The sequence below is a fragment of the Streptomyces sp. NPDC055287 genome (assembly GCF_053646035.1).
In genome coordinates this window covers 282,770-305,058 of record NZ_JBSHNE010000003.1, presented here as the reverse complement: position 1 = coordinate 305,058, position 22,289 = coordinate 282,770, and the positions used below count along the sequence as shown (strand labels likewise).

Here is a 22,289-nt window from a genome sequence, read left to right as displayed (position 1 = left end):
GCTCACGCCTTCCTCCTTCCCCGGCGGCGTACTTACTCCTGCTTGTCTCCCGGCGCCACGGTCACGGAGGCGTCGGGGCGGTTGTGTGCCTGGTCGAGGGCGGCGATCAGGGGATGGTGCAGGTCGAACGCCGGGGATTCGGACCGGATCCGCGGCAGCGTGACGAAGTTGTGGCGGGGCGGCGGGCAGGAAGTCGCCCACTCCAGCGAACGGCCGTAACCCCACGGGTCGTCCACCGTGACCCGCTCGCCGTACTTCGCGGTCTTCCAGACGTTGTAGAAGAACGGCAGCAGCGACATGCCCAGCAGGAACGAGGCGATCGACGAGATCGTGTTCAGTACGGTGAAACCGTCGGCGGCCAGGTAGTCCGCGTACCGGCGCGGCATGCCCTCGGCACCGAGCCAGTGCTGCACCAGGAACGTGCCGTGGAAGCCCACGAACAGCGTCCAGAAGGTCATCTTGCCCAGGCGCTCGTCCAGCATCTTGCCCGTGAACTTCGGCCACCAGAAGTGGAATCCGGCGAACATCGCGAAGACCACGGTGCCGAACACGACGTAATGGAAGTGCGCGACGACGAAGTACGAGTCGGTCACATGGAAGTCCAGTGGCGGCGACGCCAGGATGATGCCGGTCAGACCGCCGAACAGGAACGTGACGAGGAAGCCGGTCGCCCACAGCATGGGCGTCTCGAAGCTGAGCGAGCCCTTCCACATGGTGCCGATCCAGTTGAAGAACTTCACCCCGGTCGGCACAGCGATCAGGAACGTCATGAACGAGAAGAACGGCAACAGCACCGCGCCGGTCGGGAACATGTGGTGCGCCCACACGGTCGCCGAGAGACCTGCGATCGCGATGGTCGCGCCCACCAGACCGATGTAGCCGAAGATCGGCTTGCGGCTGAAGACCGGGATGACCTCCGTGACGATGCCGAAGAACGGCAGCGCGATGATGTACACCTCCGGGTGGCCGAAGAACCAGAAGAGGTGCTGCCACAGCAACGATCCGCCGGTGGCCGGGTCGAAGATGTGCGCACCGAACTTGCGGTCCGCCTCCAAGGCGAGCAGCGCCGCGGCGAGCACCGGGAAGGCCAGCAGGACCAGGACACCCGTCAGCAGGATGTTCCAGGTGAAGATTGGCATCCGGAACATCGTCATGCCGGGTGCGCGCATGCAGATGATCGTGGTGATGAAGTTGACCGAACCGAGGATGGTGCCGAAGCCGGAGAAGGCCAGCCCCATGATCCACAAGTCGGCACCGACACCGGGTGAATGTACGGAGTCGTTCAGGGGGGAGTACGCGAACCACCCGAAGTCCGGCGTACCGTCCGGGGTGAGCAGACCGCCGACCGCGATGGTCGAGCCGAAGAGGTAGAGCCAGTACGCGAACATGTTCAGCCGCGGGAACGCCACGTCGGGCGCGCCGATCTGCAGCGGCATGATCCAGTTCGCGAATCCGGCGAACAGCGGCGTCGCGAACATCAGCAGCATGATCGTGCCGTGCATCGTGAACGCCTGGTTGAACTGCTCGTTCGACATGATCTGCGTGCCGGGCCGGGCCAGTTCGGCGCGCATGAGGAGCGCCATGACCCCGCCGATGACGAAGAAGACGAACGACGTGGTCAGATAGAGCGAGCCGATCGTCTTGTGGTCGGTGGTGGTCAGCCACTTGATGACGACGTTGCCTCGCTGGTGGGGGTGGACCGCGAGCTCGTCCTCGTAGCTCTCCGGTTCCGGGCCGGCCGTTCCTGCGGTGTTCATCGTCGTCATTGCGACGTTCCTCCGGTTGGCATCGCGTGCGGCGGCCCGCCGGCCTCCTGCCCGGGAGCAAACCAGTCGCGGTGGGCGGATGTGCGACCGGAGGCTGGTACGTCGTCGAATTCACCCGGTCGGGCCCTCGGGGACCGGAGGGTCGGAAACCGCCGGCGGTGGCGGGGACTCCGGCGCCGGCGACTGCGGGTCCGGCGGCAGCTGCGAGGAGGGCGGCTCCGAAACGGGGGACTCCGTAGGCGGCGACTCGGAAGACGCTGTCGGCGACGATTCGTCCGGGGAAGGCGACCGCGTGATCGTCTCTTTGGCGGGCGGGGTGGTCCTCTTGTCATCGACGCCCGTGTCACCGGCCTCGCGGGTGAACCAGTCGTCGCTCTCCGGATCGAACATCTTGAATTCCTTCACCGGCTTCGGCGTGGCCTTCACTGTCACGACGTTCGTGGAGCGGAATCCGGACCACGGTTTGCCCGTCCGCTTGGCCGTGCCCTGCACGGCGACCGGCGGGCCCAGCGGATTGCCGCAGGCGCAGCGCACCCGCGGCACACCGCGGTCGTCGACCAGGACGGCGGTGCCGGCCTGCAGTACGGCCTGATAGGGCGTCGGAGCGCCGTTGCGGTAACCGTGGTTGGTGACCCGGGTGTCCATCCGCAGCTGTACGGGGGTCAGTGACCGCAGATACGCGGGCACACCGGTGGGCTCGATGTCCAGGGCTGAGGCGAACGCCTCGTTCTTGTCCCGCTGGGCCGTCAGCGCCGAGATCTGCTTCTCCACGTTGCAGCTGGCGACCTTCCTGGTTCCGCCGTACAGACCTGGCTCCGACCCTTCCACCGCCTGGGTGACGTTGGTCTGCGTCGGCGACACGTTCGGGCGCACGCTCGGCGGTGTGGTCGGGGACGCCGTCGCCGCGGAGGTGTCCGTCGCGGTCGACTCGGTGTACGGATCGGGCCCTGACGAGCCGGCGGCCTCGAGGAACACCTCTCCGCCCTCACCCGACCCGCCGTCGGGCCGGGTGAGTACGACCGTCAGCACCACGGCGGCCACGATGGCGGTGGCGATGACCGCGATCCGGGGCGCGGACCGCCACCAGGGGCGTCCGGGGCCTTCAGGTCCACCGGCCCCGCCCGCCCCACCGGCCCCGCCCGTGCCGCCTCCGTCGCCCGGAGGGCCGTACGGGGGGCCGGAAGGCGTCTCGGGCGGAGGAGTGGGGCCGGGCTGGCCCGGTTGCGTGGGGCCCGAGAGGGGGCCGGAGGGGGGACCGGTGGGGCGGCCGGACGACGGCGGCGGCTGGGAACTCACGGGCGGTACTCCCCAACGTAGGGATCGGTCGCGATGCGTACACTAACTCCTACCTTGCGTGCTTATTGTGTGCCTCGTACCCGTACGGCCCGCAAGCTGACGCGGTCGGCCCTCTCCGGCGGCGGACTCCCGGACCCGTGCTTAGCGTGGCACCGTGAGCCAGCAGAAGATCAGCGACCGGAGCCGCGCCGCGAGCGCCGCACACGACTGGCGTGACGCCCTGGTGGCGGTGCTCGCCGGCCTGGCGGCCATGGCCGTCACGGCCATGCTCGGCCTGTGGGCCGCGGGCGCCGCCGACCTGCCGGGAGGTGCCTTCCCCCGCATCGTCGCGGCCGTCGTCGTGATGGCGGTCGGCGGCTCCGTCGACATCTCGGGCGGCGCGGGTGAGCTCGCGGAGACGAAGGCCGACCTCTCGGTGCTGCCGCTCTCGGTGACGCTCGTCGGGGCCCTCGTCATCGCCACGCTCTTCCTCCGCCCGCTGCGTCACCGGGCCGTCGCCGGGACCCGCGAACTGGCCGGGCGGGCCGCCCGGTTGGCCGCTCTGTGGTTGCTGGGGCTCATCGCCTTCTCGCTCCTGGCGCGGCACACCTTCACCATCCCGGTGGAGGACCCGACGGGCGGCCTCCTCGACGATCTCTTCGGCGACGCCTCGCCCAAGGTCGGGTTCCGGACCGACATCCCCCTCACGCTCCTCTTCGGGCTGCTCTGGCTGGCCGGCCTCCTCGTCCTCGCCCTCCTCGTGTCGCGCAGGGCCCCGCTCCCCACCCGCCTGGTGCGCTACCAGGAGCCCGTCCGGCCCGCGGCCTTCGCGATGGTCGCTCTGCTGCTCTCGTACGTCGCACTGGGGCTGGTCCTCGCGCTCGTGGTCGTGGTGACGCACGGCCACCGCGCCGAGACGGTCGCGGTGATCCTCCTCGGGCTGCCGAACCTCGCCTGGCTCGCCCTCACACTGGGCCTCGGCGCGTCCTGGGAGGGGAAGGTGGACGGCCCCTTCGGCCTGCCGATGCCGAAGGTGCTGAACGAGGTGCTCCGTACGCCGGACATCTCCACCCTCAATCTCGGTACGCTCACCGAGCACGACGGCCGGGCCTGGTGGCTGCTGGTGGCCGCGGCGGTCCTGGTGCCGGCGGCCGCGTTCCTCATGGCGGTCCGCTCACCCGCACGGATGCGGCACTGGCAGCACGCCGTACACATGGCCGTCGCCCTCACCCTCACCGTGCTGATGATCTGTCTCGTCGCCCGCCTCTCGGCGCGCTTGGGCCTGTCACTCCTGGGCATCGGCGATCTCTTCGACACCGGCGGCCTCGGGGGGCAGGTCTCGCTGCAGCCGCGCGTCTGGACGGCGCTCGGTCTCGCCGTGCTGTGGGGGCTGGTGGCGGGCTTCCTCGGCAGTCTGCTCGCCGCCCGCGTGCACCGGCGGGGCGAGGTCGAGGTCGCGCCGGACGCGCCCTGACCGCTGGACGCGGCGGCCTACACCGCGTACCCGGGAAAGACAGGCAGCGCCCAACGAGGCGGAGGCGGAGGCGCCTGGGCGGATGAGGACCGCCCGCCGACGTGCCCGCCCGACCGCGTCGCGGAACGGCCCTCCGGCCCGATGCCGGCCGCCGCGGCGCGCAGTGCGGCCACGAACTGCAGGCAGGAGCCGTAGCGGTCGTCCGGACTCTTGGAAAGTGCCTTCGCCAGCACGCCGTCCACAGCGGCCGGGAGGTCGGGGCGCTGCCCGGTCAGCGGCGGCGGCGGGTCGAACTGGTGAGCCCACAGCAGCGCCATGTCGTCGTCGCGCTGGAAGGGCGGCGTCCCCGCCATCGTTTCGTGGACGACGCAGGCGAGGCTGTAGACATCGCATCTGCCGTCCACCGGACGTCCCGATATCTGTTCCGGTGCCACATAGTCGAGCGTGCCGACGAATTGGCCGACGGTGGTGAAGCCCGTCAGCGACAGCGACTTCTTCGTCAGGCCGAAGTCCGTGAGGTACACGTGCTCCGGGTGGTCGCTGTCCGTGCCCTCCGCGACCAGGATGTTGCCGGGCTTCACGTCGCGGTGCACGAGGTCGTGAGCGTGGGCGGCGTCGAGCGCGGACGCCACCTGCGCGGCGATCCGCGAGGCGGTCACGATCGGCAGCGGTCCCTGGCGGTCGAGCAGATGGCGCAGATCCTGACCGGCGACGAAGCGCATGGCGATGTAGAGGACGCCGTCGGTCTCGCCCGCCTCGAAGACCGGCACGATGTGCGGATGGTCGATCGCGGCGGCCACCCGCGACTCGTGGGTGAACCGCCGGCGGAACGTGTCGTTGCGCGCGAGTTCGGGCGCGAGCAGCTTCAGGGCGACCGTACGGTCCAGGCGCAGGTCCTTGGCCCGGTAGACGACGGCCATGCCGCCGCGGCCGATCTCGCTCTCCACGAGGTATCCGGCGATCTGCGTGCCGAGCAGTTCGGACGGCCTTCCGGCCAGACCGGTCTCACGGGAGGCGCGCGCCATCACCCGTCACCGGACCGGGTGGGCGGACGCCGGATGGGCCTCTCACCGGGCTCGACGAGCCGGGTGGCCGCCTCGTCGCCGTCGTCCCTGCCGTTGCTGTCGCGGTAGTCGTCGCTGCCGTCGCCGCCGTCGGCCGGAGGCGGCGTCCCGGCACCGACGACCCGCGTCGGCTCGCGGGGTGTCGCGCGGCGGCCGTTGCCCGGCGCCCCGCCGGGTCCGGTGGTGGGCGGTCCGCCCGGGTGCGCCGGCACCGGGTCGACGACCCGCGTGGGTTCGGGCGCCTGGGCGCGGTCCGGACCCGCGGGGGTGACGACTTGGGTGGGTTCCGGGGCTGTCGGGGGTTCGTGGGGGGTGACGACTTGGGTGGGTTCCGGGGCTGTCGGGGGTTCGTGGGGGGTGACGACCTGGGTCGGTTCCGCGGCTCCCGGGGGTTCGGTGGGGGTGACGACCTGGGTCGGTTCCGCGGCTCCCGGGGATTCGACGGGGATGGCAGCCTGGGTCGGTTCCGGGGCTTCCGGTGGTTCGCCGGGGGCCACGGCCTGGGTTGGATCTGGCGCTGCCGGTGGTTCTTCCCAGGTGACGACCTCCGTCGGTTCCGGGGCCTGCGGGAGTTCTCCGGGAGTGACCACTTGGGTCCGGTCGGGGGCGGCCGGTTGGCCGGCCGGGGGCTGCTCGGTCACCTGGGTGGGCTCGCGGGGCGGCGGGTCGCCCGGGTTGCCGCTCGGGGAGATCGAAGGCGCGTACGTGGTGAGGCGGGTGCCGTCGCAGTACAGCCAGCGCTCGTGCTCCGCGTCGTACAGCCACACCGACTCGCCGTCGACCACCATTCCCACCCGCAGCCCGCGCGTGCGGCGCCGGAAGCCCTCGCCGTCCGTGCGGCCCGCCGTCAGGTCCTCCGCCGCCCGCCGGTACTGGCTCAGAGACTCCTCGACGCGGGCCAGCAAGGGCCGTGGGTCCGCCGTGCGGGCCATCGGCTGCCCGGCCACCGGCGGCTCCTGCGGTACGGAGACGAGCAGCCGGCCGTCGACCCACGCCGACCAGCCGTTGGCGCACAGGATCTGCCCCCAGTCCCCGCGCCGGCCGATCAGCCGCACGGGAAGCAGCGGGTCGAGCGGTTCGGTGGGCCGGGACACGTCCGGCTCCTCCCAGGCGGAGAGCCCGTCCTGGGGGACGACATGCGTGGGGCGGAAGTCGGGAGTCGTCATGGCGCCCCGTTCCTACTTCCGCATGATGGCGGGCTCGTGCCGCCGCAGCAGTTTCGCGACGATGTACCAGAACACGGCGGAGAGCACCACGAGCATCCCCATGTTGAGCAGCCACACCCCTGCCGAGTGCTCGAACTGCGGGTCCGCCGTCAGGTCGCCCGGCACGATGCTTCCCAGCCCGATCGTTCCGGCCATCGCGCCCAGCGCCCACCGCGACGGGACCAGCCACGCCAGTTGCTCGACCCCGGCGACCCCGTACAGCTTCAGCAGCGCGCCGCAGAACACGACCTGGACGATGGCGAGGAGGACCAGCAACGGCATGGTGACCTCCTCCTTGCGCACCAGGGCGGACACCAGCAGACCCAGCATCATCGCCGTGAACGAGAGCATCGCGACGGCCACCGTGATCTCCACCAGGGGTGGCATGAGCACCCCTTCGCCGCCCGGCGCGCTCAGATCGACGCCGACGAGGGCGACGAGGGTCAGTACGACGGCCTGGAGGATCGTGATGGTGCCCAGCACCACGACCTTGGACATCAGGTACGCCGATCTGGAGAGCCCGACGGCCCGCTCCCGCTGGTAGATCGTCCGTTCCTTGACCAGCTCCCGCACCGCGTTGGCGGCGCCGGTCAGCACTCCGCCCACGCAGAGGATGAGCAGCGCGTTCATCGCTGTTTCCTGCGTCAGCTTCGAGCCGGCCAGGGCCCGCGCCATGGCGCCCATGACGAACGGCAGGGCGATCATGATCGCCAGGAAGGTCCGGTCGGCGCTCAGCGCGGCCGTGTACCGCCGCACCAGCGTCCGCAGCTGCGCGCCGCGGCTCCGGGTCCGCGGCGGCGGCCCGACGACGGCGCGCGCCGCCGCGGCCTGCGGCAGCCGCGGCTGCGCGGTGGCGTTCGTGACGTACTGCCGGTGGAACGGGGACTCGTGGTACTGCCCCGCCCAGTCCCGTTCGCGGTCGTTCTCGAAGGCCTCGAACGCCTCCGGCCACTGCTCGAACCCGAAGAAGGCGAGCGCGTCCTCCGGTGGGCCGTAATAGGCGATCTTCCCGCCGGGGGCGAGCATCAGCAGCCGGTCGCACACGTCGAGGCTGAGCACGCTGTGCGTGACGACGATGACCGTACGGGCGTCGTCGGCCAGGCCGCGAAGCATGTGCATGACCGAGCGGTCCATGCCCGGGTCGAGCCCGGACGTCGGCTCGTCGAGGAAGAGGAGGGAAGGCTTCGTCATCAGCTCCAGGGCCACACTCACCCGCTTGCGCTGGCCGCCGGACAGGCTGTGGATCGGCTGGGAGGCCCGCTGATCGAGCCCCAGCTCGCGGATGACCTCGGTCACCCGCGCCCGGCGTTCCTTCTTCGCGGTGTCCTCGGGGAAGCGCAGTTCGGCGGCGTAGCCGAGGGCCCGCCGCACGGTCAGCTGGGAGTGCAGGATGTCGTCCTGCGGTACGAGCCCGATGCGCTGGCGCAGCTCGGCGTAGTCCCGGTACAGGTCGCGGCCGTCGTACAGAACCGTGCCGCGGTCGGCGGGGCGCAGTCCCGTCAGCGCGTTGAGGAGCGTCGACTTGCCCGCTCCGCTCGGACCGACGACCGCGAGCAGGCACTTCTCGCCGACGGGGAAGGTGACGTGGTCGAGGAGCGTCTTGCGGCCCTTGTCCACCGAGACCGCGAGGTCCTGTACGTCGAGCGAGACCTCGCCGGTGTCGACGAACTCCTGCAGCGTGTCCCCGACGAGGCTGAACGCGGAGTGTCCGATGCCGACGATGTCGCCGGGGGAGACCAGGGCGACGGAGACGGGCTGGCCGTTGAGGTACGTGCCGTTGTGACTGCCGAGGTCGGCGATCTCGTACGTGCCGTCGGGACGCGCCCGCAGCTCGGCGTGCCTGCGCGAGACGATCAGGTCGTCGACGACGAGGTCGTTGTCGGCGGCGCGGCCGATGCGTACGGTACGGACCGGCAGCGGCCGTACCGTCGTCGGCTGCCGGAAGGTGCCTGTCGCGGACGGCATGGACACGGCGGACGGGCGTTCCGGCGCGGGGGGTGGGAGCCCGTGTCCCAGGAGAACCGCCTGTGGCCCGTCGGCCGGGCTGCCGAAGCGGATGACGCTGCCGGGGCCGACGTCCGACTCGTGGATCCGTTTGCCTCCGGCGTACGTGCCGTTGGTGCTGTGCTCGTCCTCCAGCGTCCAGTGGTCCGCCTCGGGCCGGAGCACCGCGTGATGCCATGACACGCGTGCGTCGTCGATGACTATGTCGCTCAGAGGGTCGCGCCCGACGTGGTAGTCCCGGCTCGGACTGATCAGCGTCGAGCCCGCCTCAGTTTCGAGGACGAGCTCGGGCGCGGTCGGCGCGACAGGCCGCTTTCCCATGCTCGAATTCTATCTTTTGGTCCCGTTTTCCGCCCGGCCGGACGGCGGGAGGACCCCTTCGCGAGGCCGTGCCCGGGCCCCGGCCGCACTGCCGGCCGGGGCCTGGGTGATTGCGGGCCGCGCGCTGGTGTCAGCCCATCGGTCCGACGTCCGCGTTCCGGCGGCCGCGGGTGCGGCTCCGGCCGGGGTCGCTGCTGTTCATGGCCGCCATGGCCAGGCCAAGCAGCAGGGCCACGCACCCGACGATCACGTTGCTGACGATGCTGCGCGTGACGTCGACGTTGCCCGACACGACCCACGGAGCGACGATCGTCCATGCGCCGATGGCTGTGGCGGCCCAGGCCATGGCGTGGGTCCGCTCGTACGCCGAGCCGAACCCGCCCATGCACAGGGCGTAGGCGACACCGGTGATCAGGTTGCACACGGCCAGGGTGGTGAGGCCGTTGAACCCGGCTATCCACGGCGACGCCGCGAGGTAGACACCCGTGAGGAGGGCGAGCGTCTCGATCGCCTGGGCGCGTGGAGTGGTGGTCGCCCGCTCGAACCGGGAGCGCATCTCGGCGACGTCTGGGTGTTGCTCGATGCTGGGGTGAGTGGTCATGACAGGCTGCCTCCACATAGAAAGCCTTTATCTGCCCTTTACGTCACAATTAACGCCCTATTGTTCGTTTTGGTCAATGGTCCGGAGGGGCGGAATGCGGCGCTGGCTAGGCTGGGGTCCGTGTTCACCTCCCAGGGACCCACCTTCCGCGAGCTGACCGTGCAGGCTCTCTCCTCCATCGAGCGGGGCTACGACCTGCTGGCCCCGAAGTTCGACCGCACCCCCTTCCGGACCCCCGACCGGTTCCTGGACGCGGTCGCCGGCGCCCTGGAGCCCCTCGGCCCGTTCGGTGCGGGGCTCGATGTCTGCTGCGGCACCGGCGCGGGTGTGCGCGTACTGCGCCCACTGTGCCGGGAGCGGGTCACCGGGGCCGACTTCAGCGCCGGGATGCTGGCCGCCGCCCGGGAGGCTGCCGCCGGCGCGGAGGCGCCCGGCGGTGGGGAGGCGCCCGAGGTGGAGTGGGTACGGGCCGACGCACGCGCCCTGCCGTTCACCCGGGAGTTCGATCTGGCTGTGAGCTTCGGGGCGTTCGGGCACTTCCTGCCCGCCGAGCGTCCGGCACTGTTCGCCGGAGTCCACCGGGCGCTGCGGCCCGGCGGAATCTTCGCCTTTCCCGTCGGCGCGCCCCCGCCCATCGGTTCGCGGCTGTACTGGACACTGCTCGGCTTCGACACCGCCATGCGCGTACGCAACGCGCTGTGGCGGCCGCGATTCGTCATGTACTACCGGACGTTCCCGCTGCGGGGCGTGCGGGACGACCTCGTCAGGGCCGGGTTCACGGTGCGGACGCAGCCCCTGGAGGAGTTCGGCCGGCGTACCGACCAAAGCCCCAACTGGCGCCTGCTGGTGGCCCGCAAGGCGTGAGCGGCCCGGCCCGGCGGCTGCTCAGTAGCCCTTGGGCGGCCGGCTGGGATCGGCCTGCTGGACCCGTTCGGCGAAGTTGGACCCGGACCGGCTGACGCCGTATCTGTCGCGTACGTAGTTGATCGTGGCGCACATGCAGGCGACCACGTCGTACGGCGTGGTGGCGGTGCCCTCCTGGTGGTACGCGGCGAAGGTCGGGGGGATGCACTGCGTGGCGCCGCGCGAGCAGTCGCGCGGGTGTCCGTCGGCCACGACCGGGCCGTGCGCGTTGGAGTCGGTGGTGTTCACCCGCCAGCGCGGGTGGTTGGACGCGGACTCGCGCAGCGCGATCGTGACGAGCGCGGGCACGCCGTACTCCGGGTCCATGCCGGTCAGTTCGCAGGCCTGCCGGGCGTACGTACGCATGGCCGACTCGCCTGATGCGTCGTCGGGGTCCTGGTAGGTGACTTCGGACAGCTCCATGCCCGGTTTCCTACCCATGTCGCCGATGACCTAGGCGGCCCCGTTCCGGAGGGAAGTCGCCGGAAGTCGCTCGCTTTCTCCCCCTGCTGGCCGAGTGGCGTTCCGTAATGACCGTGTCACACCAGCGAATCTGCACATCGAATGCGCAGACGGCACACCGTCTCCCAATAGCTCCACCGGATCTGACCTGCGGCTATGCCTCTCTGATGGGTAATGTCCTATTCGATGTCACGAAGGCTCGGGGTGCTCGCTATTCACGTCGGGTGATCCCGTGAAGAAGCTGTCACCAAGCCATGAACGGACGTGCACGTCCCGATAATTGCACGGCGGAATGTGCCCGGATCCGCAATGACCCGACTGGCTGCCCAACGCGCTTACGTGCTTTGATCCTTCGCACTGAGGCCCATCCGTCAGGGTCGGTCCCGGTTATTTCGAAATATTCACCGCGAAGGGAAACTCGCATCATGAACTTCTCCCAGGTTGCGACCCAGGAAATCTCCGACAACGACCTGGACAACGTGTCCGGCGGCCTCCTCGGCGGCGTCGTCGGCAACGCCACCGGCGTCCTCAACTCCGTCGTTCCGGTCTCGGGCACCGTGGGCTCCGCCCTCGGCACCGTCGAGGGCGTCACCGGCCTCAACACGGGCGCGGTCACGGGCATCGCCACCGCCACGGTCGCCGGCGTCTGATTTCCCCCCGTGCCGCTGAGCTCCAGGGTCACCAGCGGTGACTACGGCCCGTCGGCGTCCCCCTTGCCGACAGGCCGGGCAGTACGCCCCCGGATCCACCCAGGGTCCGGGGCGTACGGCCGCCCGAATACCTGACAGACCATTGCAGTTGGACCATTGCGGTTGAGGGAAGAGTGTCGTGCAGTTTCGCCAACAGGCGCTTTCCAAGCTGCAATCGCCCGAAGAAATTGATCTGCCGGTGCGATTCGCCCGTCCCCAGGGCTGGCTTGTTCTGACCGTCACGGTCGTGGTCATGATCGCCTCCGGCGCCTGGGCCGTGACCGGCACCGTGTCCTCGACGGTCGGCGCACCCGGAATCCTCACCCATGCCCAGGGCAGCTACGTCCTGCAGAGCCCCGTCGCCGGCCAGGTCACCGCCGTACTCGCCGAGGAGGGCGAGCGCGTCTTGGCCAACGCGCCCCTGCTGAAGGTCCGTACCGCGCAGGGGAACACCGTCGTACGCACCATCGCCGCAGGCCGGCTGACGACACTCGTCGCCACCATCGGTTCCGTGGTGACCACCGGAGCGGATGTGGCGGCCGTGGAACGGGTGCGGAACGCGGACGACCCACTCATGGCCGTGCTGTACGTACCGGCCGAGCGCGGCTCCACCGTGCCCGTCGGCGCCGCGGTCGACCTGACCGTCCAGTCGGTCGCGACCCAGCAGTACGGCGTACTGCGGGGCAGGGTCAAGGCTGTCGGCAGGACCGCCCAGACACGCCAGCGCATCACCGGCTTCCTCGGCAGCGGACAGCTCGGCGAGGAGTTCTCGAAGCAGGGCCAGCCCGTGTCCGTCCTCGTGCGGCTCGACCGCTCGGCCGCCTCCAAGTCCGGCTACTCCTGGTCGACCGCGCAGGGACCGCCGTACGCCGTCGAGTCCATGACCCTCGCCACCGGCGCCATTCGCCTCGCCGAGCAGCATCCGATCGATTGGCTGCTTCCGTGACCGCACCGAACCGTTCCGAGGCGCCGCCACAACCGCAGTTGCCGCCGCCGGGCCGTCGCAGACACCGCCCGGAGCCCGCGACGGGCGGGCGCCGCCGTGCGCGGCCCGTCCAGGTCAAGAAGCGCAAGGCCGTCCGTACGCCCACCGTCCTCCAGATGGAGGCGGTGGAGTGCGGCGCCGCCGCGCTGGCCATGGTGCTCGCCCACTACGGCCGCCACGTGCCGCTCGAGGAACTGCGCATCGCGTGCGGTGTCTCGCGCGACGGCTCGCGGGCCAGCAACCTGCTGAAGGCCGCGCGCAGTTACGGCCTGCAGGCCAAGGGCATGCAGATGGAGGCGACGGCGCTCGCCGAGGTCCAGGCACCCGCCATCCTCTTCTGGGAGTTCAACCACTACGTCGTCTACGACGGCATGGGCCGACGCTTCGGCCGCCGTGGCGTCCACATCAACGACCCCGACAAGGGCCGCCGGTTCGTCGCGACGGAGGACTTCGACACCAGCTTCACCGGCGTCGTCCTCGTCTTCGAACCCTCCGAGTCCTTCCGGCGCGGCGGCCGCAAACCCGGCGTCATGAGCGCCGTACCCGCCCGCATGCGCGGGACCACGGGAACCCTGCTCGCCGCGCTGTTCGCCAGCCTCCTGCTGGTCGCCGTCGGCGCCGCCGTGCCCGCGCTCAGCCGTACGTACATCGACATGTTCCTCATCGGCAACCAGACGTCGATGCTCGGGCCGCTCTTCGCTTCCATGGCCACGATGGTGGCGCTCACCGCCGTACTGACCGGTCTGCAACAGGCGAACCTGCTGCGCGGCCGCATCATCTCGTCCACGCTGAGCAGTGCGCGGTTCCTGCGGCACCTGCTGCGGCTGCCCGTGACCTTCTTCGCCCAGCGCAGCCCCGCCGATCTCGTCCAGCGCCTCCAGTCCAACGACGCGGTCGCCGAGACCCTGGCGCGCGACCTGGCAGCGGCCGGTGTGGACGGCGTGGTCGTGATTCTCTACGCCCTCCTGATGTGGACGTACGACCCCCAGCTGACGTTCGTCGGCGTGATCGTCGCGCTGCTCAACGTGGTCGCGATGCGCGTCGTGATCCGGCTGCGGGCCACGCACACCCAGAAACTCCGGGCGGACAGCGCCCGGCTCACCAACACGTCGTACACCGGTCTCCAGCTGATCGAGACGATGAAGGCCACTGGTGGGGAGAACGGCTTCTTCCGCCGCTGGGCCGGTCAGCACGCGACCACGCTCGACGTGCAGCAGCGGCTCGGCGTACCGAGCGCGTTCCTGGCCGTCGTCGCGCCCACGCTCGCGACCCTCAACAGTGCGCTGATCCTCTGGATCGGCGGCCTGCGGGCCGTGGAGGGCCACATCTCCATCGGTCTGCTCGTCGCCTTCCAGGCACTGGTGGCACGCTTCACCGCGCCCATCAGCCGGCTCAACGGGGTGGCGGGCCGCATCCAGGACTTCGCCGCGGACGTGGCCCGCCTGAAGGATGTCGAGAGCTTCCCGGTCGACGTGCTGTACTCGCGCCGCGAGCCCGACGAGAGCACCCGCAGGCTCAAGGGGCACGTGACGCTCGAGGACATCACCTTCGGCTACAGCCCCCTGGACAAACCGCTGCTCACCGGCTTCTCGCTGGCGGTCGGGCCCGGACAGCAGGTCGCTCTCGTCGGCGGATCGGGCAGTGGCAAGTCGACCGTCTCCCGGCTCATCTCGGGGCTCTACACCCCTTGGGAGGGGACGATCCGTATCGACGGGCAGCGCCTCGAGGACATCTCCCGCAGCGCGCTGGCAGCCTCCGTCTCCTTCGTCGACCAGGACGTCTTCCTCTTCGAGGGCACGGTCCGGGACAACGTGGCGCTGTGGGACCCCTCGATCCCCGACGAGGCCGTCGTCGCCGCCCTCCAGGACGCCGCGCTGTACGACGTGGTCGCGCGACGCCCCGACGGCATCCACAGCCGCGTCGAGCAGGACGGCCGCAACTTCTCCGGCGGGCAGCGCCAGCGGCTGGAGATCGCCCGCGCGCTGGTCAGGCGGCCGAGCATCCTCGTACTCGACGAGGTGACGAGCGCGCTCGACGCCGAGACCGAGCGGATCATCATCGACAACCTGCGGCGGCGCGGCTGCGCGTGCGTCGTCATCGCCCACCGGCTGAGCACGGTGCGCGACAGCGACGAGATCGTCGTACTCGACCACGGCTCGGTCGTCGAACGCGGCCGGCACGAAGACCTGGTCGCCGCCGGCGGAGCGTACGCCGACCTGGTCAAGGAGCACTGACATGTCGTCCGTACACCCGGCCGCCGTCGAGGGAGGTTCCGCCGGACTCGACGCGGTGACGTACGCGCTGGGCGGCCTCGGCGCGCCCGTCGACTGCGCCGGACTGCGCAGCCTGCCGCTGGAGGGGCCGCAGGTGCTGTGGCTCGTCGTGGGGGGCGCCCTGGACCTGTTCGCGGTCGACGCCGCCGAGCAGGGCCACTGGCACTTCCTCGGCCGCCTCGAAGCGGGAGCGCTCCTCCTCGGCCCGGTCGAGGGCCCCCAGCACACCCTGCTCGGCAGGCCGTCACAGGACTGTCTGCTGCGGCGGATCCCGCTGCGCGAGCTGTACCGGCCGCCGGAGTACGCGGAGGGGTACGCCGATGCCTACCCGGCGTACGAGAGCCCGCTGGACCACGCCTTCGCGCTGGGCATCGGACGCAGCCTGGGCGTGCTCTTCCAGGCGCCGCTGGACGGCCGTCCGGACTTCGAGGGGGCCGTGGCCGACGACGACGTGCTGTGGATGCCGGTGTCGCCGGGCAGCGTGCAGTACGGCGCCTCCTACAGCCAGGAGGCCGCCGGCGATCTGCTGATCGAAACGGCGATGTGGCAGCAGCTGGTGAACCAGCAGTACCGGCTGCTGTCCGCCGTCGACCACTGGATCGAGGAGCTGGAACGCGCCCACGAGGACCGCACGGCGGCCGGCATCAAGGCGGGCGCCGCCGTCCGCGCCCGGGCCGACGAGGCCCTGGTCGCCTCCATCGGCCGCCCCGACCGGTCCGGACGCGCGGCGACGGGCACCGACCGCGCCACCGAGGACGCCACGTTCGCCGTCTGCCGCCGGGTCGCGGAGGCAGCGGGGATCACCCTCTCCGAGTCTCCCGGGGGAGGCGCCGTCAACGATCGCGTCACCCCCGTCGAACGCATCGCGCTCGGCTCCCGCGTCCGTACCCGCGACGTCCGGCTCACGGGGTCCTGGTGGCGGGCGAACTCCGGCCCCCTGGTCGGACACCGCGCCAAGTCCGGCGCCCCCGTCGCACTGCTGTGGCGCCGCGGGCGGTACGAGGCGGTGAACCCGGCGTCGGGCATGCGGATGCGGGTCGGCAAGGACAACGCGGACGACTTCGAGCCGCGTGCGGTCATGTTCTACCGCCCTCTGCCCGAACGCCCCATGACCCCGTGGCGCCTGCTCCGCTTCAGCCTCCGGGGCACCCGCCTCGACCTGCGGAATCTGCTCCTCAGCGGTCTGGTGACGGTCGGCCTCGGCGCCCTGGTACCGGTCGCGACCGGCCAGGTGCTGGGCGTGTACGTACCGAACGCCGAGAGCGGCCTCATCGTCCAGGTCTCCGTGGCCGTCATGATCACCAGCATCGTCACCGCGTCGTTCATGCTGCTCCAGAACCTCACCATCCTGCGGATGGAAGGCCGCATCGAGGCCACTCTCCAGCCGGCCGTCTGGGACCGGCTCCTGCGGTTGCCGACGAAGTTCTTCACCGAGCGGTCGACCGGGGAGCTCGCGAGCGCCGCGATGGGCATCAGCGCCATCCGCAGGGTGCTGTCCGGGCTCGGGCCGGTGGCCGTACAGGCGAGCACGGTGGGCGCGATGAACGTCGTGCTGCTGTTCTGGTTCAGCGTGCCGCTGGCCCTGGCGGCGATCGCCATGCTGGTGGCCATCGGTGCGGTGTTCCTCGGGATGGGCCTGTGGCAGGTGCGCTGGCAGCGGCGGCTGGTCGAGCTCGGCAACAAGCTCAACAACCAGGCGTTCCAGACTCTTCGGGGGCTGCCCAAACTGCGGGTCGCGGCCGCCGAGAGTTTCGCTTACGCCGCCTGGGCCCGCGAGTTCGCCCGCTCCCGCGAACTCCAGCAGCGTGCGGGCCGTATCAGGAACCTCACCACGGTCCTGGACGCCGTCTATCTGCCGCTCTGTTCGCTCATCATGTTCATGCTGCTTGCGGGGCCGGCCCGCGGCAGCATGTCGGCCGGCGCGTTCCTGACCTTCAGCACGGCTGTCACCATGCTGCTGACGTCGGTCACCCAGCTCACCGGCGCGCTCATCTCGGTCGCCGCCGTGCTGCCGATGTTCGAGCAGATCAAGCCGGTACTGGACGAGGCTCCGGAGGTTCGCGGCGCCAGTTCCCAGCCCGGCACGCTCTCGGGCGGTGTCGAAGCCCGGAAGCTGTCGTTCCGCTACACCGACGACGGGCCGCTGGTCCTCGACGACGTGTCTCTGGCAGTACGGCCGGGCGAGTTCGTGGCGGTCGTCGGCCCCAGCGGCTGCGGCAAGTCCACCCTGCTGCGGCTGCTCATCGGCTTCGACAAGCCGGTCTCGGGCAGTGTGCTGTACGACGGCCAGGACCTCGCGGCGCTCGACCAGGCGGCTGTACGCCGCCAGTGCGGCGTCGTACTCCAGAACGCGCAGCCACTCACCGGATCGATCCTGGACTGCATCAGCGGCGCCGAGGTCTTCACCCAGGAAGAGGTGTGGGAGGCCGCCGAGATGGCAGGCCTGGCCGAGGACATCAGGCGCATGCCGATGGGGCTGCACACCATGATCTCCGGCGGCGGCGCCATCTCCGGCGGGCAGCGGCAGCGCCTCATGATCGCTCAGGCGCTGGTACGCCGCCCGCGCATCCTCTTCTTCGACGAGGCCACCAGCGCGCTGGACAACGAGACCCAGCGCATCGTCATGGAGAGCACGCGCCGGCTGAGCGCCGGCCGGCTGGTGATCGCCCACCGGCTGTCCACCGTCATGGACGCCGACCGGGTCGTCGTCATGGCGGACGGCAGGGTCGTCGAACAGGGGCCGCCCGCCCAGCTGCTGGCCGACCCGGGCGGCCGGCTGAGTGAACTGGTGCGGCGCCAGCTGGCGTGACCGGCTATCCGCGCAAGGACTTGAGCATCTCCTCGGCCAGCGGGCCGGACGACGCCGGGTTCTGGCCGGTGTGGAGATTGCGGTCGACGACGAGGTGCGGCGTCCAGGGCTCACGCTCGCGGAAGTCGGCGCCGAGCTCCACGAGGCGGTCCTGGAGCAGCCACTTCGCCTTGTCCGCGAGACCGGCCCGGGTCTCCTCGGCGTTGGTGAAGCCGGTCAGCCGGTAGCCCGCGAACGGTGAGCTGCCGTCGGGGTTTCGCGCCGCCAGCAGCGCGGCGGGCGCGTGGCACACGACGCCCAGCGGCTTGCCCGAGGCGAGCGTCTCGGTCAGCACCCGGCCGGATACGGGGTCGACCGCCAGGTCCTCCATCGGCCCGTGTCCGCCGGGGTAGAAGACGGCGTCGTAGTCGGCCTGATCCACCCCCTCCAGCTCCAGCGGCTGCTGGAGCCCGGTGAAGGACGCGAGGGCCCGCACGATCCGGTCGGCGCCCTCGGGGCCGCCGTTGACCTCGGGCGCCAGGCTGGCCTTGTCCACGGTCGGCACGACGCCGCCCGGCGTGGCCACCACGACCTCGTGGCCCGCGCCGGTGAACACCTCGTAGGGGGCGACGACCTCCTCGGCCCAGAAGCCGGTGGGGTGGCGTGTCCCGTCGGCCAGCGTCCAGTGATCGGCGCCGGTCACGACGAAGAGGATCTCAGACATGGAGCACACTCCCTGCTTAGTCGATCTCGAGTTCACCCATCGCGTTCCACCCGTCGGCGCCCTCGATGGTCGTGCTGACGATGTCGGGCGTACGGCTGACCAGGGGACGCATCGTCTCCAACGCGGCCCGGAAATGACCGGAGTTGACATGCGCCGCGGCCGCGTCGTCCCGGAACGCCTCCACCAGCACATACGTGTTCGGGTCCTCGACGCTGCGCGACCACTCGAACCACAGGTTGCCCGGCTCGTCCCTGGTGGCCTCGGTGAAGGCCTCGACGTGCTTCGGCCACGCGTCGGCGTACTCCGGCTTCACCGGAAACTTGACAACAATGAAGATCATTCGGTCATTCTATGCCGCACTCGTTCAAGCCGCGCCAGTCGTCGCCCGCTCCTGCCAGAGTGTGCGGCGTGCCCGCACCGCTCCCCGCACCTCCCCGCTCCCCGGATCCTTGCGGCGCCCTGCACGACGGTGCCGTAGGGACGGGCGACCTGGTCTTCTTCGTCGTGGCCGCCGCCGCTCCGCTGACCGTGACGGCGGGTGTGGCTCCGCTCGCCATCGGCATGGCGGGACGGGCGGCGCCGCTCTGCTACCTCGTCTCGGGCCTGCTCCTCGTGGTGTTCGCCGCGGGTTTCACCGCCATGAGCCGGTACGTACGCGACGCCGGTGCCTTCTACGCGTACATCCGGCGCGGACTCGGCCGTCCAGTGGGGGCGGGCTCGGCGTACGTCGCCGTCTTCTCCTACAACGCGATCGAGGTGGGCCTGCTCGCCGCCTTCGGATGGTTCGCCGAGTCGGGCCTCCGGGACCTGACGGGCCTGCGCGTCGCCTGGTGGGCCTGGGCGGTCGCGGGGCTCTTCGCGATCGGCCTACTCGGCTACCTGAGAGTCACGCTCAGCGCCAAGGTGCTCGGCGCGGCACTCGTACTCGAAGTGCTGGTGCTGCTCGCGTTCGAGGCCGGAGTCCTGGCGCACGGCGGCGGACCGCGAGGTCTCGACCTCGGCGCGTTCTCGCCCGCGCAGCTGGGCGGGACCGGCGTCGGCGGTGTGTTCGTGCTCGCCATCGGCGCTTTCGTCGGGTTCGAGGCGACGGCCGTCTACGCAGAGGAGGCCCGGCGCCCGGAACGGACGGTGCCGCGCGCCACCTGCTTCGCCGTCGGCTTCCTCGCGCTCTTCTACACCTTCACCGTCTGGATGGTCATCAACGCCTACGGCGCCGACCGGGCCCAGGCGGTGGCCCGGGGCGAGGACGGCGCCGGCATGGTGCTCAACGCCGCCGGACGGTATGCCGGTGCCTGGGCCGCCGACGCCATGCACGTCCTCGTCGCCACCAGCGCCTTCGCCGCCACCCTCGCCTTCCACAACGGCGCCGCCCGCTACCTCTACGCCCTCGGCCGCGAGGGCCTCCTGCCGCGCCGCCTGGGCACGGTGAGCGCGCGCACGAGGTCGCCCGCCGTGGCGGTCGCCGTCCAGTCGGCCGTCGCATTCGTGGTGGTCTTCGCGACCGTGATCGGCGGAGTGGACCCGTACACCGTCACCTTCCTGTGGGCCAGCGGCTCCGGCATCCTCGGCGTGATGCTCGTGCAGGCGCTGGCCGCCCTCGCCGTATACGGCTTCTTCCGCCGGGACCGCCGCGCCATGCCCGCCTGGCGCGTGACCGCCGCGCCGCTCCTGGCCTGCGCCGGCCTCGCCGCGCTGACCGTCCTGGCCTGCGCGAACTTCGGCCTGCTGACCGGAGCCTCGCATGGTGTGAACACGGCGCTGCTCGCACCGCTGCCGGCGCTGTTCACCGCAGGCGTCCTGACCGCCCGACGGACGCGCCGCCGCGACCCGGCACCGTACGCGCCGCCGACCAGCGCGGACCCCGAGCGCGTCTGACCCACGGCCCGGCCCCGGACCCCACGCCGCCCGTACTGCCCGTCGTGCGCGCCCGTGATCCGCGAGGCATCCACCGTTGCGGAAGGCGGTTGATCACTTCTGTCGTGGACCGGCTAAGCTCCCTTGCAGCGCTGCCAGTTGACCTGACCTTGACCATGTTGTGCCTGCTGCGCAGCCGCGCCTGTCGCGAGGCGGACCATCCCCGTGGTCCGGCGAGTGCCGCCACACCAGGCACCAGCCGCGCGACGAGGGCGCCCCTTACCTTCCCCCGTTCGATCGCGTTGGTTTGAGGATGCAGATGGAACTTGCCACTACGCCGCAGGCGGCCCGGGCCCCGGCCGCCTGGCACATCTGGTGGCTGCTGCCGCTCGGATTAGGCGTCGCCTCCGTCGTCGCCGTGGCCGCAGCACCCGATGACGCCCGAATACCCGGCGGCATGGCGGGGCTTGCGGCGACCGCCGCGACCGCCGTGTGTGTCCGGCTCCTGATCCGGTCCCAGCTGAGGCTGCGCCACTCCGCCGCCGACTTCCTGGCCAGGCAGGCGCAGCACTCCCAGGAGTGGCAGCAGCACATGGTCACCCTGGAGGGGCAGCGGGCCGCCGAGCGCTCCGCCCAGGAGGCGCGGCTCGCCGACGAGACCCGGGCCTGGCAGTCGCGGCTCGAGTACCAGCGGGCGCTCGTCGCCCGCCTCGGGGACGAGTTCCTCCCCGACGCCCTGAAGCGGCTGCGCGACGGCGAATCGATCGACGACGTACTCGCGCCCCTCGCCCAGGACCCGGACGTGTCACCGGAGTTCAGGCGTGAAATGCGCAAGGTCCTGCGGACCGCGCTGATCGCCGTCGAGGAGGAGTTCAACCGGAGTACCTCGGCGGAACAGGCCGTCATCAGCATCGGCAGCCGCATCCACGTCCTCACCAGCAAGCTGCGCGGCAGGCTCCACGAGATGCAGGGCGAACACGGCCGCCTGCCGGCAGTCGCCCAGGGCCTCATGGACCTCGACCAGGAGATCGGCCCCGCCGACTGTCTGGCCGCGAGCATCGGCGTCCTCGGCGGCTCCGACCGCCCCGGGCGCCAGTGGCAGGAGCCGCAGCGTCTGCTCAGCGTGGTCCGCGGCGGTGTCGGACGCATCAAGGACTTCGACCGCGTACAGGTGCGTCACCTCCCCGAACTGGGCCTGGACGGCGGTCTTGTGGACCACCTCACGCTCGTCTTCGCCCACCTCCTGGACAACGCGACGCGGTACTCCCCGCCCACCGAGCCGGTGGTCGTGTCCGGCAAGGAGGTGCCCAACGGCGTCGGTATCGAGATCCAGGACGCCGGAAAGGGACTGAACGAGGAGAAGAAGCGCCAGGCCCTGGAGTCACTGGAAGGCATCGCGGCCGGCCCCGGTCTGGGCGGTCTGTCGGAGGACGCGAACCTGGGCCTGCGTGTGGTGGGGAAGCTCACCCGCAAGTACGGGATCCGGGTGACCTTCGCGGACTCGCCCTGGCTCGGCACCTCCGTGGTCGTGATCGTTCCCCACAAGTACTTCAGCCCCCTGCCCGCAAGCCCGTTGGCCGACAGCCCGACCGGATCGGTCGCGATACCGGCGCCGGGCGGCGAGCGCGCCCTCGCTCCGGCGGCACCGTCCGACGGACCCCGCCCCGCTGCCGGCACCGGCCCCGGCGGCGGCAGCGAAACGACCCCGGGCGGCCTGCCCCGGCGCAGGAGCCGGCGCGGCGAACCGGAGAGGACAGCGGCGCCCGCGGCCGTCTCCCCGGCCGTCACCGACGCCGCGGCCGTGCCGCCGGATTCGTCCTTCTCCGGCCTGGCCGCGTTCGCCACCACAGCCGGACGTGACACCGAAGAGAAGCCCCGTACCGAAGAGAGCGACTAGGCCC

The 22,289-nt window shown here is 71.0% G+C and carries 17 protein-coding genes; 8 read left to right on the top strand and 9 right to left on the bottom strand.

What is annotated here, in order from left to right:
• Positions 1-32: 32 nt before the first annotated feature.
• Together ctaD and ACWIHY_RS07465 are read right to left on the bottom strand one after the other, a co-directional pair.
• On the bottom strand, positions 33-1,757 hold the full coding sequence (gene ctaD / locus ACWIHY_RS07470) for an aa3-type cytochrome oxidase subunit I (protein WP_454374780.1): 1,725 nt from the start codon (positions 1,755-1,757) through the stop codon (positions 33-35).
• 120 nt (positions 1,758-1,877) lie between these two features.
• Positions 1,878-3,062: a DUF6777 domain-containing protein gene (locus tag ACWIHY_RS07465; protein ID WP_454374670.1), complete on the bottom strand. Its 1,185-nt coding sequence runs from the start codon at positions 3,060-3,062 to the stop codon at positions 1,878-1,880.
• Positions 3,063-3,216: 154 nt separating this feature from the next.
• Between ACWIHY_RS07465 and ACWIHY_RS07460 the strand changes: the two genes are divergently transcribed.
• On the top strand, positions 3,217-4,515 hold the full coding sequence (locus ACWIHY_RS07460; protein ID WP_454374669.1) for a streptophobe family protein: 1,299 nt from the start codon (positions 3,217-3,219) through the stop codon (positions 4,513-4,515).
• A 17-nt stretch (positions 4,516-4,532) separates the two neighbouring features.
• Here the strand turns inward: ACWIHY_RS07460 and ACWIHY_RS07455 are convergent, their stop codons facing one another.
• The 4 genes from ACWIHY_RS07455 to ACWIHY_RS07440 form a co-directional block, all read right to left on the bottom strand.
• Complete coding sequence (locus tag ACWIHY_RS07455; protein WP_454374668.1) at positions 4,533-5,540, bottom strand: serine/threonine-protein kinase; 1,008 nt, start codon at positions 5,538-5,540, stop codon at positions 4,533-4,535.
• Complete coding sequence (locus ACWIHY_RS07450) at positions 5,540-6,745, bottom strand: hypothetical protein (RefSeq protein ID WP_454374667.1); 1,206 nt, start codon at positions 6,743-6,745, stop codon at positions 5,540-5,542. Before ACWIHY_RS07450 ends, ACWIHY_RS07455 begins: the two co-directional genes overlap by 1 nt.
• Before the next feature lie 12 nt (positions 6,746-6,757).
• On the bottom strand, positions 6,758-9,109 hold the full coding sequence (locus ACWIHY_RS07445; RefSeq protein WP_454374666.1) for an FHA domain-containing protein: 2,352 nt from the start codon (positions 9,107-9,109) through the stop codon (positions 6,758-6,760).
• Between the two features lie 130 nt (positions 9,110-9,239).
• Positions 9,240-9,710 carry an SPW repeat protein gene (locus tag ACWIHY_RS07440; protein ID WP_454374665.1) on the bottom strand — a complete coding sequence of 157 codons (471 nt, stop codon included), beginning with the start codon at positions 9,708-9,710 and terminating at the stop codon, positions 9,240-9,242.
• Positions 9,711-9,830: 120 nt separating this feature from the next.
• On the opposite strand from ACWIHY_RS07440, the gene ACWIHY_RS07435 reads away from it, so the two are divergent.
• Positions 9,831-10,574: a class I SAM-dependent methyltransferase gene (locus ACWIHY_RS07435; protein ID WP_454374664.1), complete on the top strand. Its 744-nt coding sequence runs from the start codon at positions 9,831-9,833 to the stop codon at positions 10,572-10,574.
• Positions 10,575-10,595: 21 nt separating this feature from the next.
• Here the strand turns inward: ACWIHY_RS07435 and ACWIHY_RS07430 are convergent, their stop codons facing one another.
• Positions 10,596-11,036, bottom strand: a complete 441-nt coding sequence (locus ACWIHY_RS07430; RefSeq protein ID WP_454374663.1) for a hypothetical protein — start codon at positions 11,034-11,036, stop codon at positions 10,596-10,598.
• 464 nt (positions 11,037-11,500) lie between these two features.
• Here ACWIHY_RS07430 and ACWIHY_RS07425 point away from each other — a divergent pair, with 464 nt between their 5' ends.
• From ACWIHY_RS07425 to ACWIHY_RS07410, 4 genes are all read left to right on the top strand, one after another.
• Positions 11,501-11,725, top strand: coding sequence for a type A2 lantipeptide (locus tag ACWIHY_RS07425; RefSeq protein WP_138895529.1), 225 nt, complete (start codon positions 11,501-11,503; stop codon positions 11,723-11,725).
• Between the two features lie 178 nt (positions 11,726-11,903).
• Positions 11,904-12,710, top strand: a complete 807-nt coding sequence (locus ACWIHY_RS07420; RefSeq protein WP_454374662.1) for a hypothetical protein — start codon at positions 11,904-11,906, stop codon at positions 12,708-12,710.
• On the top strand, positions 12,707-14,983 hold the full coding sequence (locus ACWIHY_RS07415) for an NHLP family bacteriocin export ABC transporter peptidase/permease/ATPase subunit (protein WP_454374661.1): 2,277 nt from the start codon (positions 12,707-12,709) through the stop codon (positions 14,981-14,983). Before ACWIHY_RS07420 ends, ACWIHY_RS07415 begins: the two co-directional genes overlap by 4 nt.
• Before the next feature lies 1 nt (position 14,984).
• Positions 14,985-17,831, top strand: a complete 2,847-nt coding sequence (locus tag ACWIHY_RS07410) for an NHLP bacteriocin export ABC transporter permease/ATPase subunit (RefSeq protein ID WP_454374660.1) — start codon at positions 14,985-14,987, stop codon at positions 17,829-17,831.
• A 4-nt stretch (positions 17,832-17,835) separates the two neighbouring features.
• On the opposite strand, the gene ACWIHY_RS07405 is transcribed toward ACWIHY_RS07410, so the two are convergent.
• Both ACWIHY_RS07405 and ACWIHY_RS07400 read right to left on the bottom strand, forming a co-directional pair.
• The gene (locus ACWIHY_RS07405; protein ID WP_454374659.1) at positions 17,836-18,534 is read right to left on the bottom strand and encodes a type 1 glutamine amidotransferase domain-containing protein; all 699 of its coding nucleotides are present in this window, start codon (positions 18,532-18,534) and stop codon (positions 17,836-17,838) included.
• Between the two features lie 16 nt (positions 18,535-18,550).
• Positions 18,551-18,874, bottom strand: a complete 324-nt coding sequence (locus ACWIHY_RS07400; RefSeq protein WP_454374658.1) for a putative quinol monooxygenase — start codon at positions 18,872-18,874, stop codon at positions 18,551-18,553.
• 68 nt (positions 18,875-18,942) lie between these two features.
• Between ACWIHY_RS07400 and ACWIHY_RS07395 the strand changes: the two genes are divergently transcribed.
• Entirely contained in the window at positions 18,943-20,409 is a 1,467-nt protein-coding gene (locus ACWIHY_RS07395) for an APC family permease (RefSeq protein WP_454374657.1), read from the top strand.
• A gap of 298 nt (positions 20,410-20,707) precedes the next feature.
• On the top strand, positions 20,708-22,285 hold the full coding sequence (locus ACWIHY_RS07390; RefSeq protein WP_454374656.1) for a sensor histidine kinase: 1,578 nt from the start codon (positions 20,708-20,710) through the stop codon (positions 22,283-22,285).
• Positions 22,286-22,289: the final 4 nt, after the last annotated feature.

What these genes read in the sequence shown, in the direction of transcription:
- ctaD (WP_454374780.1), bottom strand. Translation starts at nt 1,757, where the DNA reads ATGAACACCGCAGGAACGGCCGGCCCGGAACCGGAGAGCTACGAGGAC.
- ACWIHY_RS07455 (WP_454374668.1), bottom strand. Translation starts at nt 5,540, where the DNA reads ATGGCGCGCGCCTCCCGTGAGACCGGTCTGGCCGGAAGGCCGTCCGAA.
- ACWIHY_RS07450 (WP_454374667.1), bottom strand. Translation starts at nt 6,745, where the DNA reads ATGACGACTCCCGACTTCCGCCCCACGCATGTCGTCCCCCAGGACGGG.
- ACWIHY_RS07445 (WP_454374666.1), bottom strand. Translation starts at nt 9,109, where the DNA reads ATGGGAAAGCGGCCTGTCGCGCCGACCGCGCCCGAGCTCGTCCTCGAA.
- ACWIHY_RS07440 (WP_454374665.1), bottom strand. Translation starts at nt 9,710, where the DNA reads ATGACCACTCACCCCAGCATCGAGCAACACCCAGACGTCGCCGAGATG.
- ACWIHY_RS07430 (WP_454374663.1), bottom strand. Translation starts at nt 11,036, where the DNA reads ATGGAGCTGTCCGAAGTCACCTACCAGGACCCCGACGACGCATCAGGC.
- ACWIHY_RS07425 (WP_138895529.1), top strand. Translation starts at nt 11,501, where the DNA reads ATGAACTTCTCCCAGGTTGCGACCCAGGAAATCTCCGACAACGACCTG.
- ACWIHY_RS07410 (WP_454374660.1), top strand. Translation starts at nt 14,985, where the DNA reads ATGTCGTCCGTACACCCGGCCGCCGTCGAGGGAGGTTCCGCCGGACTC.
- ACWIHY_RS07405 (WP_454374659.1), bottom strand. Translation starts at nt 18,534, where the DNA reads ATGTCTGAGATCCTCTTCGTCGTGACCGGCGCCGATCACTGGACGCTG.
- ACWIHY_RS07400 (WP_454374658.1), bottom strand. Translation starts at nt 18,874, where the DNA reads ATGATCTTCATTGTTGTCAAGTTTCCGGTGAAGCCGGAGTACGCCGAC.
- ACWIHY_RS07390 (WP_454374656.1), top strand. Translation starts at nt 20,708, where the DNA reads ATGGAACTTGCCACTACGCCGCAGGCGGCCCGGGCCCCGGCCGCCTGG.